We start from the raw sequence: 17,945 nt of genomic DNA on the forward strand, positions 1-17,945 counted from the left end.
ATGCATGCTCCCTTTCGAATCCTCAATGACGCCCTCCGTGTGCGCGCAGTCGGAGAGTCGTCGCGGCAGCCGCTCTACACCTTCCTCGGAGAGTCGGACGGCGACGAAGCCGCGCTGACCGCACCCGAGCTGGAGCGCCAGGCACGTCGCATCGCCGCCGCGCTGCAAGCGCGTGGGGCCGTGGGCCAGCGAGTGCTGCTGCTCTATCCGCCGGGGCTCGACTACCTCGCGGGTTTCTTTGGCTGCTTGTATGCGGGCGCGGTGGCGGTGCCCGCCTATCCGCCGGACCCGACGCGGCTCGAGCGCACCCTTCCCCGCTTGCGCGCCATCATCCAGGACGCGGAGGCGACGGTGGTACTCACCACGTCGGGCATCCTGGGCCTGGCGGACTTCGTCTTCGAACAGGCGCCGGACTTCCGAGCGCTTCAGTGGTTGTCCACGGATGACCTGCCCGTGGGCGGCGAGGACGCGTGGCGCGAGCCCGACCTTGGCTCCGACACGCTGGCGTTCCTCCAGTACACGTCGGGCTCCACGGGGACGCCCAAGGGCGTGATGCTGTCCCACGCCAACCTGCTGCACAACCTGGGGCTCATCTCCGGTGCGTTCCAGGTGCGCCGCGACAGCGTGGGCGTCATCTGGCTGCCGCCGTACCACGACATGGGGCTGATTGGCGGCATCCTCCAGCCGCTGTTCGGCGGCTTCTCCGTGGCGCTGATGTCACCGATGTCCTTCCTCCAGCGTCCCATGCGCTGGCTGGAGGCCGTGTCCCGCTTCCGGGGCACCGTCAGTGGAGGCCCGAACTTCGCCTTCGAGTTGTGCGCGCGTCGCGCCACCTCCGAGGACGTGAAGGCGCTCGACTTGAGTTCGTGGGAAGTGGCGTTCTGCGGAGCGGAGCCCATTCGCGCCGCCACGTTGGACCGCTTCGCGGAGGTGTTCGCTCCGGCGGGCTTCCGTCGCGAGGCGTTCTATCCCTGCTATGGGCTGGCCGAGGGCACGCTCATTGTCACGGGTGAGCAGAAGGGCCGCGTTCCTCGCGTGCACGTGCTCGACGAGGCTTCGCTGTCTCGTGGCACCGCTGTCCTCGCGGCCCCGGAGACCCCGGGCGTCCGCGCGCATGTGAGCTGCGGTGCGACGCTGGCCGAGCAGCGGCTGCTCATCGTCGATCCCGAGACGAAGGTGCAGCGGGCTCCGGGTGAAGTGGGCGAAATCTGGGTGTCCGGCGGCAGTGTGGCGCTGGGCTACTGGCACAAGCCCGAGCAGTCGCAGGAGACGTTCCAGGCACGCCCCGTGGGCGCCGAGGACGGACCTGCCTATCTGCGCACGGGGGACCTGGGACTGCTCCTCGATGACGGGCAGCTCATCGTCACCGGGCGTCGCAAGGACCTCATCATCCTGCGGGGTAGGAACCTGTACCCGCAGGACGTGGAGGCCGTGGTGGAGCGCGCGCATCGGCGCGTGCGGCCCGGTGGCGTGGCGGCCTTCGGAATCGAGACGCCGGAGGGTGAGGCCCTCGCGGTGGTCGCGGAGGTAGCGCGCGAGCTTGCGGAGTCGGGAGACACCGAGGCGCTGACCGCCGTGGCGGACTCGGTGCGGCAGGGCATTGCCCGTGAGCTGGAGGTCCAACCCAGGACGGTGGCACTGCTTCCGCCCGGCTCCATCCCGAAGACGTCGAGCGGGAAGATCCAGCGCTTCGCCTGCCGTGCGGGCCTGGCCTCGGGCGAGCTGCCCGTGCTGTGGCGCTCGGACCTGAACCTCGGGGGCGCACCTGGGACGACTCGGGATGCAACCGCTGGGGTCGTTGAGAGGGAGCCTCGAGCAACCGGGTCGTCGCTGCTGGGCACCGCTTCGTCCGTGAACGTTGGTGGGACCGCGGACGCTCAGTCCGGCACCGCGTCGACGATGGGCGTCGGCGTGGCCGCACAGTCCGGAACCGCATCGACGGTGGGCGTCGGCGTGGCCACTCAGCCCGGCACGGCATCGACGGTGGGCGTCGGCGTGGCCGCGCAGTCCGGCACCGTGCCGTCCGCGAGCGCCGATGTGGCGGTTTCCGCTGGCGCGCTCGTGGAACCATCCGCGAGGACTTCGGGCTTGTCCTCCGCGGATCTGGAGCGCGCGCTTCGCGAGGAACTCTCCGCCGTACTGGGTGCCTCCGCTGGCACCGTGGACCTGGATGCTCCGTTGACCCGACTGGGGATGGACTCCCTGGGCGCGGCCGACCTTCAGGTGCGCATCGAGAAGCGCCTGGGCGCGCGCATCTCCGCCGCCACGCTGCTTCAGGACGTCAGCCTCCGGGGACTCATCACAGAGGTGTCGACGGGGGCCCAGGGATCGCTCGCACCGCGTTCCGGTCCGGTGGCGCGGGGCAGCGCGAACACAGGGCCCCTGCCGGCCTCCTTCGCGCAGCAGCGACTCTGGTTCATCCAACAGCTCGAACCGGCCTCGACCGCCTACCACATCCCCCTCGCCTTCACGTTGCGGGGACACCTGGACACGGCCGCGCTGGAGCGCGCGCTGAACGAACTGGTCCGTCGCCACGACGTGCTGCGGACCACGCTCACCTCGAAGGACGGTGAGCTGCTCCAGCACGTCCACGCACCGACGCCCGTGGCCATCGAGCGAGTCGTCACTGACGCCGATGACCTCGCGGACCGCGCCTCCGTGCTGGATGCCGTGGCCGTACGAGATGGCCAACGTCCCATGGACCCGGCGACGGGTCCGCTGCTTCGCTTCAGCCTCGTGTGCTTCGCGGCCGAGGACCATGCCCTCGTCGTCTCCGTACACCACCTGGTGGCCGACGGCTGGACCGTGGGCCTGATGGCGCGCGAGCTGGCCACCCTCTACGGGGCCTTCAGCGCGGGACAACCTTCGCCCCTGTCCGAGCCGGCGCTCCAGTACGGAGACTTCGCCGCGTGGCAGCGTGAACACCTCACGCCCCAGGCACTCCGGAAGGAGCTGACGTGGTGGAAGCAGGCGCTCGCGGAGGCCCCCTCTCTGCTCGCCCTTCCCACCGACAGACCTCGGCCGCAGCGCCTCTCGTTCCACGGTGCGCGCCGCTCGCGGCTGTTGCCCGCGGCCCTGATGGCGAAGTTCCATGCCCTGGGCCGACGTGAAGGCGTCACGCCGTTCATGAGCGTGGTCGCCGCGCTGTCCACCGTGCTGCATCGCTGGAGCGGACAGGCCGACTTCGTGCTCGGCTCCGCCATCTCCGGCCGCGAGGTCCCCGGCATTCGCGGGCTGATGGGCGACTGCACCAACTTCATCCCGCTGCGCGTGCGGCTCCCTTCCGAGTCCACCGTGACGGGGCTGCTCGCGGCGGTGAAGCAGAGCACCCTGGGCGCGCTGGCCCACGGGCATTGCCCGTTCGACCACGTGCTCGCGGCCGTGCAGCCCGGTTCGCAGCGGCGCGAGCTGTACAACGTCGCCTTCGTCCTGGACGACTACGACATTCCGCGCGACCTGGCCGTCGGCAACGGCCTGACGCTGGGCGTGTCGCTGCTGGACAACCGCACCACCGAACTGGACCTGACGTTCGAGGCCGCGCACGGGCCCGACGGCCTGCTCATCGGCTGCAAGTACGCGTCGGACCTCTTCGATGCGGAGACCATCGACCGGCTGCTCGGCCATCTGGAAGTGGTGGTGGGCGGCATGGTGGACGCTCCCGGCCAGCGCATCGCCGAGCTGCCCTTGATGACGGAGGCCGAGCGTCAGCACGTGCTGCACGCCTGGAACCCCCGCACCGAGTCGCCGAGCGACGGCACGCTGGTGGAGCGCTTCGAGGCGCAGGTGGACCGCACGCCGGACGCCGTCGCCGTCACCTTCGAATCCAGTCACTTGACGTACCGCGACCTGGATTCACGCGCGAACCGGCTGGCCCAGGTGCTGCTGCGCCATGGCGTGGGCCCCGACGTCCTCGTCGGCGTGTGCCTGGAGCGCGGGCTGGACCTCGTCGTGGCCCTGCTTGGCATCCTCAAGGCTGGCGGTGCGTACCTGCCGCTGGACCCGTCGTATCCCCGGGAGAACCTCGCGTTCATGCTGGAGGACGCGCAGGCCCCCGTCCTCATCACGCAGACCTCGCTGGAGGACCGCGTGCCCGCGCCCGGTGCCGCCGTGGTGCGTCTGGACACCGAGCCGTCCGACTCCACCGCGGCGCCCCGTCCGCCGCGCTGCAACGCCCCGAGTGACCTCGCCTACGTCATCTACACCTCCGGCTCAACGGGGCGCCCCAAGGGCGTGATGGTGCGGCACGACAACGTCGTGCGCCTCTTCACCGCCACCGACGCCTGGTTCCACTTCGGACCCGAGGACGTGTGGACGCTGTTCCATTCCTACGCGTTCGACTTCTCGGTGTGGGAACTCTGGGGCGCGCTGCTCTACGGCGGCCGGCTGGTGGTGGTGCCGTACTGGGTGAGTCGCTCACCCGAGGCCTTCCATCGGCTGCTCGTGGACGAGCGCGTCACCGTCCTCAACCAGACGCCCACCGCGTTCCGCCAGCTCATCCATGCCGAGCAACAGGCCGCCGCGCGCGGTCCGCTCCCCACGTTGTCCCTGCGCTACGTGGTCTTCGGCGGTGAAGCGCTGGACATGGCCGCGCTGCGTCCGTGGTTCGAGCGGCACGGCGACGCGCGTCCGACGCTCGTCAACATGTACGGCATCACCGAGACGACGGTCCACGTCACCTACCGTCCCGTGCGGATGGAGGACGTGGAGCGCCCCTGGTCCAGCGTGATTGGCGCGCCGATTCCGGACCTTCAAATCTACCTGCTGGATGCGCTCGGCCAGCCCGTGCCCGTGGGCGTCCCGGGAGAAATCCACGTCGGTGGTGCAGGTGTGGCCCGTGGCTACCTGCGGCGTCCCGAGCTGACCTCCGCGCGCTTCGTGGAAGACCGCTTCGGCCCCGTGCGCGGACGCAGGCTGTACCGCGCGGGAGACCTGGCGCGACGCCTGGCCAATGGAGACTTGGAGTACCTGGGCCGCATCGACAACCAGGTGAAGATTCGCGGCTTCCGCATCGAGCTGGGGGAGATCGAATCGGCGTTGAGCACGCATCCCTCGGTGCGAGAGACCGTGGTGATGGCCCGCGAGGACTCGCCGGGAGACAAGCGCCTGGCGGCGTACGTCGTCCTCGGGGACCTGGACACCTCGGGCACCGTGGAGCAGACGGCTCAGTGGAAGGCCGTCTACGACGAGACCTACGCCCAGGGGGAGCGCAGCGAGGACCCCACCTTCGACATCTCCGGCTGGAATGACAGCTACACCGGTGGGCCGCTCCCCGCGCCGCAGATGCGCGAGTGGGTGGACACCACGGTGCGGCAGATCCTCGCCCTGCGTCCTCGCCGGGTGCTGGAGCTGGGGTGCGGCACGGGCCTCCTGCTGTACCGGCTGGCGCCTCGGTGCGAGGCGTACTGGGGCGTGGACTTCGCCCGGCCTGCGTTGGATCGCATCGAGCAGCAGAAGGAACGACTGGGCGACTCCCTTCGCTCCGTCTCCTTGCTGCATCGAAGCGTGGATGACCTGTCCGGCATCGAGCCCCACTCGTTCGACACCGTCATCCTGAACTCCGTCATCCAGTACTTCCCGAGCGGCGACTACCTGCTCCAGGTCCTGAGCGGAGCGGTGAAGGTGCTCAAGCCCGGGGGCCGCATCTTCCTGGGCGACGTGCGCAACCTGGAGCTGTTGGAGTCCTTCCGTGCCTCGGTGCGCCTGCACCGCGCGCCGCCCAACCTGTCGACGCCGCAACTCCAGTACCGCGTGCAGCGAGACGTGCTGGCCGAGGAGGAGCTGGTCCTCTCGCCCACGTACTTCACCTCGCTGCCCGCGCGGGTGCCGGGCATCTCCCGAGTGGAGGTCCTGCCCAAACACGGTCGCTACGACAACGAGCTGAGCCGCTTCCGCTACGAGGTCATCCTCCACGTGGGCGAGGCCGCCGCGGCCTCGCGTCCTGACTGGGTGGATGGAAGCAACCTGTCGCTGGAGCCTCTGCGCCAGAAGCTCGAAGCCCAGCCTTCGATGCTGGCCGTGCGCGGCCTGCCCAACGCCCGCGTGCTCGATGACACGCGCCTGGTCGCGCTGCTCTCCGGATCCGGCCGGCCGCCGCACGTGGGCGCGCTGCGCGAAGTGCTCCGCGACTGGCCCGGCTCACGAGGCGTGGAGCCGGAGGACCTCTATGCCCTGGGCGGAATGCTCGGCTACGACGTCCGGGTGAGCTGGGCCGGCGCGCATGCGGACGGCGCCCTGGACGTGGTGTTCTCACGGCCCGGTGAGGCCACTCGACTCGACCTCACCCCGGAGGCGGCCGGTGACCTCGCGCCCGTGTCGCGACTCGCGAACGACCCGCTGCGCGGGGCCCGGAGCGCTCGCGAAGTGGCGCGCATCCGGCAGTCGCTCATGGAGCGTTTGCCGCCGCACATGGTGCCGTCGGCCTTTGTCGTGCTGCCGTCGCTGCCGCTGACTCCCAGTGGCAAGGTGAACCGTGGCGCGCTGCCTGCTCCGGAAGCGGACCGCTCCGTCATCGAGGACGAATACCTCGCGCCGAGAAACCCCACCGAGGAGGCCATCGCCCGCATCTTCTCCGAGGTGCTGGGGCACTCCCGCGTGGGTGCCCGGGATGACTTCTTCGCGCTCGGCGGACACTCGCTGCTGGCCACGCAAGTGGTGACGCGGCTGCGCGCGCAGCTCGGCGTCTCGTTCTCCCTTCGTGCCCTCTTCGAAGCGCCCACCGTCGAACGGCTCTCCGAGCGCATCGCTCCGCTGCAAGGTGGGGCTCCGACACCGAGCGAGAGCGTGCCCCTGGAGCGCCTGACGCGCTCCGGAACGGTGGACGCGCTCGCCGTGTCCTTCGCGCAGCAGCGCCTCTGGTTCCTGGAGCAACTCCAGCCCGGACAGGCCGCGTACAACATCCCCGTGGCCCTGCGGCTGACGGGACGACTCGACGTCGAGTCCCTGCGTCGGACCTTCGCGGAGGTCGTCCGTCGGCACGAGCCCCTGCGGACGACGTTCGCCTCGCGCGATGGCCAGCCCGTGCAACTCGTCCATCCATCGCCCGAGGCCTGGCCTCTGGAGGTCGAGGACCTGAGCACTCTGGAGTCCTCCGCGCGCGAGGCTGCCGTGGAGCACCGCGTCTCCGAGGAGGCGCACCACGCGTTCGACCTGGAGCACGGCCCCCTGCTGCGCACGGCGCTGCTCCGACTGGGAGCCGAGGAGCACCTGCTCCTGCTGTGCATGCACCACATCGTCTCCGACGGCTGGTCCATGGGCGTGCTCGTGCGCGAGGTCGCCATGCTCTATGCGGCCGTCTCCTCGGGCCGCGCGGCCACCCTCCCCACGCTCCCGGTCCAGTACGCCGACTACGCGGCCTGGCAGCGGCGCGTGCTGGAGAACGAGACCGAGAACACCCAGCTCGAAGCCTGGCGCGCGCACGTCCAGGGGACCCCCGTCCTCGAACTGCCGACGGACTTCCCGCGTCCCGCCGTGCGCGGCTCGCGCGGAGCGACAGAGTTCTTCACCGTGCCGGGCGACCTGGTCTCCCAGTTGGAGAAGCTGGGCCAGTCCGAGGGCGCCACGCTCTTCATGGTGCTGCTCGCCACCTGGCAGACCCTGCTCGCGCGGTACTCCGGCCAGACGGACTTCTGCGTGGGCACCCCCGTGGCCCATCGCACGCGTCCGGAGCTGGAGGGGCTGATTGGCTTCTTCGTCAACACGCTCGCGCTGCGGGCACAGCTCGCGGGCGACCCGACCTTCGTGGAGCTGGTGGGCCGGGTGCGCGAGGAGTCCCTCGCTGCCTTCGCGCATCAAGACGTGCCTTTCGATCGACTCGTCGAGGCCCTGGGCGGAGAGCGCGACCTGTCGCGCACGCCCGTGTTCCAGTCGGTGTTCGTGCTCCAGAACGCTCCGCTGCAGCCTCCAGCGCTGCCGGGCCTGAGCGTGGACCTCCTGCGGACGGCGACGAACACCTCCAAGTTCGACGTCACCGTTTCGCTGATGGAGCGCTCGGGCGCCCTGGAGGGACAGCTCGAGTACAGCCTGGACCTCTTCACCCCGGACACCGCGCGGCGACTGGTCGACCACTTCCAGCGCTTGCTGCGCGGCGTGGTGGAAGACGCGCGACGCCGGCTCTCCGCACTGCCGCTGATGTCCGAGGCCGAGCGACACCAGGTGCTCGTCTCCTGGAATGACACCCGCGCCGAGTACCCGTCCGAGAGCACGCTCCACGAGCGCATCTCCGCGCACGTGCGGGCCAGACCCGACGCCGTGGCAGTGGTTCACCAGGGCCACGGTCTCAGCTACGCGGAACTCGAGGCACGCTCCAACCAGCTCGCGCGCCACCTCCTGGCCCGGGGACTGGGGTCGGAGCCTCGCGTGGGCCTGCTCCTGCCGCGAAGCACGGAGCTCGTGGTCGCCATGCTCGGTGTCGTGAAGGCTGGTGGCTGCTACGTGCCCCTGGATCCGGCGTGGCCCGAGCAACGACTCGCCTTCGTCATCGCGGATGCCGGCCTCTCCACGGTGCTCACGCTGGAGGCTGTCGCCTCGGTGCTCCCGTCCGTCGCGCCTTCGCGCGTGTGCCTGGACTCCGAGTGGGCGCACATCGCGCGCCAGTCGACAGACGAGGTGACGCTCTCGACGAGCCCGGACCAGCTTGCTTACGTCACGTACACATCCGGATCGACGGGCATGCCCAAGGGCGTGGCCGTCACCCACCGGGCCGTGCTGCGTCTGGCGTCCGGCCTGAGCCTCGCCACCGGACCCGAGGACGTCGTCCTCCAGATTTGTGCGCCCACGTTCGACCCGCTCGCCCTGGAGGTCTGGACCACGCTGCTGTCCGGCGCACGGCTCGTCGTGTACCCGGCTCAAATGCCCGAGGTGACAGAACTCGCACGCATCCTCGTCGAGGAGCGAGTGACCGCCGCCTTGCTGCCCACCGCGTTGTTCGACGTGATGCAGCAGCATCAACCGGAGGCCCTGGCCCAGGTGCCTTGGCTGATCGTGGGTGGAGACGTGCTGCCCGTGCCCCGGGCGCGGGAGCGACTGGCCCAGGGCCGCTCGCTCATCAACGCCTATGGCCCCACGGAAGTCTCCGTCGCCACCACGCAGCACCCCCTCAACCCGGGTGACACGCTGGGCGACTCGATTCCCATCGGTCGCCCCCTGGCCAACACCCACGTCTACGTCGTGGACCCGAGCCTTCGGCCCGTGCCCGTGGGTGTTCCGGGCGAGCTGCTCATCGGTGGAGCGGGACTCGCTCGGGGCTACCAGGGCCAGCCCGCGCTCACCGCCGAGCGCTTCGTCCCGAATCCCTTCGCCTCCACGCCCGGCGAGCGGCTGTACCGCTCGGGAGACCGCGTGCGCTGGCGTCCGGACGGCACCCTCGAGTTCCTGGGGCGCATCGACTTCCAGGTGAAGGTGCGTGGCTTCCGCATCGAGCTGGGTGAGGTGGAGTCCGCCCTGCGCGCGCACGCCGAGGTCGGTGAGGCCATCGCGGTGGTCCGTGAGGACGTTCCGGGTGACAAGCGACTGGTGGCCTACGTCTCGCCGGCCACCGTGGACACGGAGTCGCTTCGCGCCCACCTGCGCCAGCGCCTCCCCGAGTACATGGTGCCAAGCGCGTTCGTCGCGCTGGAGTCGTTGCCCCAGACGTCCCACGGCAAGGTGGACCGCAAGGCCCTGCCAGTCCCTGACTTCGCTGCGGGAGCCTCCAGCTTCGAGGCACCCCAGACGGAGCTCCAGCGGCAGCTCGCGGACGTGTTCCGCGAAGTGCTGCGCGTGGAGCGTGTGGGCCTGCATGACGACTTCTTCCTGCTGGGCGGGCACTCGCTGCTCGCCACGCAGGTGGTGACGCGACTGCGTGCGCGGCTGGGGAGCACGCTGTCGCTGCGCGCGTTCTTCGAGGCGCCCACCGTGGCGCGACTCGCGGAGCGACTCGAAGCCTCGCTCGCGGCGTCCGCCTCCGAGCTGCCGCCCCTGGTCGCCCTGCCCCGCGCTCCAGAGGGAATGGAGCTGTCCTTCGCACAGCAGCGGCTGTGGTTCATGGACCAGCTCCAACCGGGCCTCGTCGCGTTCAACATGCCCGCCGCGCTGCGACTGCGTGGGACGCTCCAGGTGGACGTGCTGCGCCGTGCCTTCCAGGAGGTCGCCCGTCGTCACGAGACGCTGCGCACCACCTTCACGTCCCGCGAGGGGCGGCCCGTGCAGTACGTCCATCCCGCGCCCGAGACCTGGGCGCTGCGCATCGAGGACCTGAGCGCGCTGGAGCCCTCCGCGCGCGAGGCCACGGCCGAGCGACGCATCAGCGAAGAGGCACACCGTCCATTCGACCTGGAACGCGGCCCGTTGCTGCGCACCGCGCTGCTGAAGCTCGGGGAGCAGGAGCACGTCCTGCTGCTGTGCATGCACCACATCATCTCGGACGGCTGGTCCGTGGACGTGCTGGTGCGCGAAGTCGCCGAGGTCCACACCGCGCTCCTGGAGAACAAGAGCGCGGCGCTCCCGGAGCTGCCGGTGCAGTACGCCGACTACGCGGCGTGGCAGCGGCGAGTGATGGAAGACAGCGCGGTGAGCGCGCAAGTCGACTGGTGGCGTTCACGGCTCCAGGAGGCTCCCGTGCTGGAGCTTCCCACGGACCATGCACGTCCCGCGTCCCGCAGCTTCAGGGGCGCCATGCACTCCTTCTCGTTGCCCGCGGAGCTGGTGTCGGCCCTGGAGGTCGTCGGTCGCGAACAGAGCGCGACGCTGTTCATGGTGCTGCTGACCGGCTGGCAGGCGTTGCTGGCGCGGTACTCGGGGCAGCGCGACTTCACCACGGGGACCACGGTGGGTCACCGCGAACGGCCGGAGCTGGAGGGGTTGATCGGCTTCTTCGTCAACACCGTCCCGCTGCGCTTCCAGTGGGACGAGGACCCCACCGTGGCCACCATGGTGCGGCAGGTGAAGGAAGTCGCCCTGGCGGCCTTCTCTCATCAGGACGCACCGTTCGACCGGGTGGTGGAAGCCCTCGGCGGTGAGCGAGACCTCTCGCGCACGCCGCTGTTCCAGACCCTCTTCGTGCTCCAGAACACGCCGATGCGGGCGCCGTCGCTCACGGGCATGCAGGTGGACCTGCTTCCGTGCACCACGGACACGGCGCGCTACGACCTCACGCTCTCCCTGATGGAGCGGGAGGGCGCGCTGGAGGGACAGCTCGAATACAGCACCGACCTCTTCACCGAAGCGACGATCCACCGGATGGCGGAGCACCTGCGCGTGGTGCTCCAGGCGGTGGCTCGCGGAAGTCTGGAGCAGCGCCTCAGTCAGCTGCCCCTGATGACCGAGGCCGAGCGTCATCAACTGCTGCGCGACTGGAACGACACGCGGGTGGAGCTACCCGCCGTGGCGACGATTCCCGCGCTGTTCTCCGCGCAGGTCGCTCGCACGCCGTCGGCCGTGGCCGTGGAGCATGACGGTCGGACGCTCACGTACTCGCAGCTCGACGAGCGGTCCAACCAGCTCGCGCACCACCTGCGCACCCTGGGCCTGGGCGCCGAGTCGCGCGTGGGCGTGTGCCTCCACCGGGGACTGGAGATGGTGGTGGGGGTGCTCGGCATCCTCAAGGCCGGGGGTTGCTACGTGCCCCTCGACCCGTCGTATCCGGCGCATCGGCTCGCGTTCCTGTTCGAGGACTCGGGCGTGGCGGCGGTGCTCACGCAGGCGTCGCTGGAGGACGAGCTCCCCTCGGGCTCGCAGCCCCTGGTGAGCCTGGACTCCGAATGGAGCGTCATCGCGCGGCAGCCCACGCACGCGGTGAACGCGGACATCGGACCGGACCACCTCGCGTACGTCACGTACACCTCCGGTTCCACGGGAACGCCCAAGGGCGTGGCCATTCCGCACCGAGGCGTGGTGCGCCTGCTGACCGGCGCGCGCTTCGTCGACCTGGGCCCCAAGGAAGTGGTGCTCCAGCTCGCGCCGTTGGCGTTCGACGCGTCCACCCTGGAGCTGTGGGGCGCGTTGCTGCATGGCGGACGGCTGGTCATCTACCCGCACGCGACGACGGACCTGGAGGAGCTGGGCCAGGCGCTCGTGCGGCACGAGGTGTCGCTCCTCTGGTTGACGGCCGCGCTGTTCGACCAGATGCAGCAGCATCAGCCGGAGGCCCTGGCCCGGGTTCCGCAGCTCCTCGCGGGCGGCGACGTGTTGCCCGCGCAACGGGTGCGCGAGCGACTGGCCAGTGGCCGGGGTCTGGTGAACGGGTACGGCCCCACCGAGGGGACCACCTTCACCGCCTGCCACCGGATGTCACCGGGTGACGAGGTGGGGACCTCCGTCTCCATCGGTCGGCCCATCGGCAATACCCAGGTCTTCGTCCTCGACGACGATCTTCAGCCCGTGCCCGTCGGTGTCCCGGGTGAGCTGTTCATCGGCGGAGACGGTCTGGCCCGGGGCTACCTGGGGCAGCCTGCCCTCACCGCGGAGCGCTTCGTTCCTCATCCGTTCTCCTCCACTCCGGGCGCTCGGCTGTACCGCTCCGGAGACCGGGTGCGGTGGACAGAGGACGGCACGCTCCGCTTCCTGGGCCGCACGGACTTCCAGGTGAAGGTGCGGGGCTTCCGCATCGAGCCGGGCGAGGTCGAAGCCTCGCTGCGCACCCATCCGGGGGTGCTCGAAGCCACGGTGGTGGTGCGCGAGGACACACCGGGCGACAAGCGACTGGTGGCGTACGTGGTGCCCGCGACGCTGGAGAGCGGCGCGCTGCGTGAGCACCTGCGTCGTCAGTTGCCGGAGTACATGGTGCCGACGGCGTTCGTCGCGCTCGACGCCCTGCCCCTGTCCCCCAACGGCAAGGTGGACCGCAAGGCGCTGCCGACGCCGGAAGTGTCCTCGTCCTCGCCTGTCTCCGAGGATGCCCTTCCCCTCCTCCAGCAGCAGCTCGCGGCCCTGTTCCGCGAGGTGCTGAAGGTGGACCGGGTGGGTCCGGACGACGACTTCTTCGAGCTGGGTGGCCACTCCCTGCTGGCCACGCAGTTGGTGACACGGGTGCGCGCGCGGCTCGACGTGGACCTGCCGCTGCGCGTGTTGTTCGAGGCCCCCACGCTGGCGGGGCTGGCGCAGCGAATCGAGGCGCTCATGCTGCACGCCTCGCGCACGGCGATGCCGCCGCTGCTGACGGTGGCCCGTGACGAGGCGATGCCCCTGTCCTTCGCCCAGCAGCGCCTGTGGCTCCTGGAACAGCTCCAGCCGGGCCAGGCCGTCTACAACGTGCCCGTGGCGCTGAAGATGTCCGGCGCGCTCGACGTGGACGTGTTGAGGCAGACCTTCGCCGCGCTGGTCCTCCGGCACGAGGTGCTCCGCACGACTTTCCTCGCCCGTGAAGGCCTTCCGTTCCAGCGCATCCAACCCGCGCCGACGCGCTGGTCCCTGCCAGTGGAGGACCTGAGCACGCTGGCTCCCGCCGCGCGCGAGACCGCGCTCCGCGCTCGGATGGTCGAGGAGGCGCATCACCGGTTCGACCTCCAGAACGGTCCGATGCTGCGCACGGTGCTCGTCCGCACCGAGCCCACCGAGCACATCCTGTTGCTGTGCATGCACCACATCGTCTCGGACGGCTGGTCCATGGGCGTGCTGGTGCGAGAGGTGGCCGCGCTCTACGAGGCCATCGCCGAGAGCCGTGAGCCCACCTTGCCCGAGCTTCCCGTGCAGTACGCGGACTTCGCGGCGTGGCAGCGGCAGTGGGTGCGCTCCGAGGGCATCCAGGGACAGCTCGAAGCCCTGCGCGCCCGCTTCGTCGGGGCTCCCGCGCTGGAGCTTCCGGCGGACACCGTGCGTCCCGCGACGCGGACGATTCGGGGTGGCAGCCACTTCTTCACGCTGCCCCCGGAGTTGGTGGCGGAGCTGGAGAAGCTGGCTCGCGCCGAAGGGGCCACGCTGTTCATGGTCTTGCTCGCCGCGTTCGAGGTGTTGCTGTCGCGCTACTCCGGGCAGCAGGACTTCTGCATCGGAAGCCCCGTGGCCCAGCGCACCCGCGCAGAGCTGGAGCCGCTCATCGGCTTCTTCGTCAACACGCTGGTGCTGCGAGCCCGCGTCGACGGCAACCCGACCTTCACGGAGCTGGTGGCGCGAGTCCGTGAGGAGTCGCTGGCCGCGTACGTCCACCAGGACGTCCCGTTCGACCAGCTCGTGGAGTCGCTCGGCGGCGAGCGCGAGGGCCGCAGGTCTCCGCTCATCCAGGTCATGTTCGCGTTGCAGAACGCGCCCATGCAGCCTCCGGCGCTGCCCGGCGTCCGGGTCGACGTGTTGAAGACCGCGACGAACACCGCGCGGCTCGACCTCACGATGTCCCTGATGGAGCAGCAGGACGGCGGACTCGACGGCGCGTTGGAGTTCAGTCTCGACCTGTTCTCCCCTGCTTCCGCAGAGCGGCTGGGCCGACACTTCCGCGTCCTGCTGGAGACCGTGGCTCGCGATGCGAAGAGCCCCATCGGACAGCTTCCGCTGATGGGTGAGGAGGATCGGCGACAGGTGCTGGTGGAGTTCCAGGGCCGCACGGAGGCCTACCCGCGCGATGTGTCCCTGCACTCGCTCATCGAGGCCCAGGTCCTTCGTTCTCCCAACGCGGAGGCCGTCCGCTTCGAGGACTCCTCCCTCTCCTTCTCCCAGCTCGACTCTCGCGCCAACCAGCTCGCCTGGCACCTGCGCTCTCTCGGTGCTCGCCCCGGCGTCCTCGTCGGTGTCTGCCTGGAGCGCTCCCTGGACCTCGTCGTCGCGCTCCTCGCCGTCCTCAAGTCCGGCGCCGCCTACGTCCCCCTGGACCCGGCCTACCCCCGCGAGCGCCTCGCCGGAATGCTGGAGGACGCGGATGCGCCCGTCCTCGTCACCCACGAGCACCTCAAGTCCGTCCTGCCTCCTCACGCTTCTCGCGTGCTGTGCCTGGACTCCGACGCGACCGCTGTCTCTCGTCAGCCCTCGACGACTCCCTCGCCCCTGGCCGGCGCCGACTCGCTCGCCTACGTCATCTTCACCTCGGGCTCCACCGGCCGCCCCAAGGGCGCCATGAATGCCCACTCCGGCATCGTCAACCGCCTCCTGTGGATGCAGCAGCAGTACGGCCTGTCTCCCGACGACTCCGTCCTTCAGAAGACTCCCTTCTCCTTCGACGTCTCCGTCTGGGAGTTCTTCTGGCCCCTCATGACGGGCGCTCGCCTTGTCCTCGCGAAGCCGGGCGGACACCAGGACCCCGCCTACCTCGTCCGCCTCATCTCCGAGCAGCGCATCTCCACCCTGCACTTCGTCCCCTCCATGCTCCGCGCCTTCCTGGAGGAGCCGGGACTCGAGAAGCTCTCGGGCCTGCGTCGCATCGTGTGCAGTGGTGAGGCTCTCTCCTCGGAGTTGGTGGCCCGCGCCCACTCGCGCCTGCCCGCCTCCGCGGAAGTCCACAACCTCTACGGCCCCACCGAGGCCGCCGTCGACGTCTCCTTCTTCCACTGCGCTCGCGGCTCCTCCCGCTCCTCCGTCCCCATTGGCAGGCCCGTCGCCAACACCCGCCTCTACGTCCTCGACTCCCAAGGCCAGCCCACTCCCATTGGCGTCCCTGGTGAGCTCTTCATCGGCGGCGTCCAGGTTGGCCTCGGCTACTGGCGCAAGCCCCAGCTCACCGCCGAGCGCTTCCTCCCCGACGCGTTCTCCGACGCGCCCGAGGCCCGCCTCTACCGCACCGGCGACGTCGCTCGCTGGCTGCCGGACGGCACCCTCGAGTACCTCGGCCGCTCCGACTTCCAGGTCAAGCTGCGCGGCTTCCGCATCGAGCTCGGTGACATCGAAGCCGCTCTCCTTTCACACCCCTCCGTCCGCGACGCCGTCGTCCTCGTTCGCGAGGACGTCCCCGGCGACCAGCGCCTCGTCGCCTACGTGGTCCAGGAGTCCGCGTCGTCCGACACGACCGGGCTGAAGGACCACCTGGCGACCCGACTCCCCACCTTCATGGTGCCCTCGGCCTTCGTGAGCCTCCCCGTCTTCCCCCTGTCTCCGAGCGGGAAGCTGGACCGGAAGGCGCTCCCGGCCCCGGTGACACCGACCACGGGAGGAACCACCGTGCCCACGGCACCTGAGCGACTCACGCCCTTCCAGCAACGGGTCGCCAGCGCCTTCCGCGAGCTGCTCCGTGTCGAGCACGTGGGGCTGCATGACGACTTCTTCGCGCTCGGCGGACACTCGCTGCTCGCGACCCAGCTCGTCTCTCGCATCCGCACCACGTTCGGCGTCGAACTCCCCGTGCACGCCCTCTTCGACGCACCCACCGTGGCCCGCGTCACGGAGCTTGTCGAAGAGGGAATGCTCTTCCGCTCGACACCGTCGCAGGTGCCGCCGCTGCGTCCCATTCCTCGCGACGGGGAGCTGCCGCTGTCGTTCGCGCAGCAGCGGCTGTGGCTGCTGGACCAGGTCCAGCCGGGAGGCACCCAGTACAACGTGTCCGGCGCGGTCCGACTGGAAGGCGCCTTGAATCCCGAGGCGCTGCGGCAGGCGCTGGACGTCCTCGTCTCCCGTCACGAGCCCCTGCGCGCGACCTTCGCGCTCAAGGACGGCCAGCCCACGCAGACGTTCCATCCGCACAAGCCGTGGACCCTGCCGCTCGCCGACCTCACCGATGTCTCGCCTTCGGAGCACGAGGCCGCGGCGCGCAAGTACGCCGCCGAGGAGGCCAGCCAGCCGTTCGACCTGAGCACCGGGCCGCTCCTGCGCACCGTGCTGGTGAAGCTCGACTCGGAGCTGCACGTACTGGTGCTCGTCATGCACCACATCATCTCGGACGGCTGGTCCCTGGCGGTGATGGTGCGCGAGGTGGCGTTGGCCTACGAGGCCTTCTCCGCGCAGAAGGCTCCGGCGCTGTCTCCGTTGCCGGTGCAGTACGTCGACTTCGCGGCGTGGCAGCGCCAGTGGCTCCAGGGCGACACGCTCGCCAGGGAAGTCGCCTGGTGGAAGCAGCGACTCGAAGGCGCGCCTCACGTCCTCGATCTGCCCACCGACCTGCCGCGTCCCGCGCTGCGCACGCCGCAGGGGGCCTCGCACGCCATCCAGCTTCCTCGCGAGCTGGTGAATCGCGTCGTTGCCCTCGGACGGCAGGCAGGGGCCACGCCCTTCATGACCTTGCTGGCCGCGTGGCAGACGCTGCTCTCGCGCTACAGCCGGCAGGAGGAGCTGCTCGTCGGCTCGCCCATCGCGGGCCGCCGCCATGGCGAGCTGGAGGGACTGGTCGGGTTCTTCGTCAACACGTTGGTGCTGCGCGCACGGGTGCGTCCGGAGGACTCATTCCGCGCATTGCTCGCCCAGGTGCGTGAGACGACCCTCGCGGCGTATGAGCACCAGGACCTGCCCTTCGAGCGGCTCGTCGAGGAACTCCAGCCCCAGCGAGACCTGGGACGCACGCCGCTGGTGCAGGTGGTCTTCGCGCTCCAGAACACGCCCGCCACGACGATGAACGTGCCCGGCCTGACGTTGCGCCAGCTCGACGTGGACAACGACACCGCGCGCTTCGACCTCGGCCTCGTCCTCGTGGAAGAGGCGGATGGGCTGCGTGGCGTCATCGAGTACAGCACGGAGCTGTTCACCGCGCCCACGGCGGCACGCCTCGCGAGCCACCTGCGAAACCTGCTCGAAGCCGTGGTGGCGACTCCGGACCGTGCGCTGGGGACGCTGGACCTGCTCTCGTCGGACGAGCGCCGTCAGCTCGTGGTCGACTGGAGTGACACCGTGCGGCCCTTCCCGGCGGATGCCACGTTCGTGGACGGGTTCTCGCGACAGGCGAACCTGCGCCCCGATGCCATCGCCCTGGAGTCCGGCGAACAGAAGCTGACGTACAGGGAGCTGGAGGCACGGGCCAACCGCCTCGCGCACCTGCTGCGTTCTCGCGGTGTGGGGCCCGAGGTCCTCGTCGCCGTGTGCCTGGAGCGCGGCTTCGACATGGTGGTCACCATCCTCGCCGTGAT

General features: G+C 70.1%; 1 protein-coding gene (only partly in view). It reads left to right on the forward strand.

Annotated features, from left to right (window positions below; translation table 11 throughout):
* On the forward strand, nt 1-17,945 hold part of the coding region annotated (locus tag HUA76_RS24695; RefSeq protein WP_371823516.1) for a non-ribosomal peptide synthase/polyketide synthase (this coding region is incomplete at its 3' end). Its footprint extends 10,788 nt past the window's final position; 17,945 of 28,733 annotated nt are visible.

The sequence above is a fragment of the Myxococcus sp. CA056 genome (assembly GCF_013336715.1).
Classification (GTDB): Bacteria; Myxococcota; Myxococcia; order Myxococcales; family Myxococcaceae; genus Myxococcus; species Myxococcus llanfairpwllgwyngyllgogerychwyrndrobwllllantysiliogogogochensis.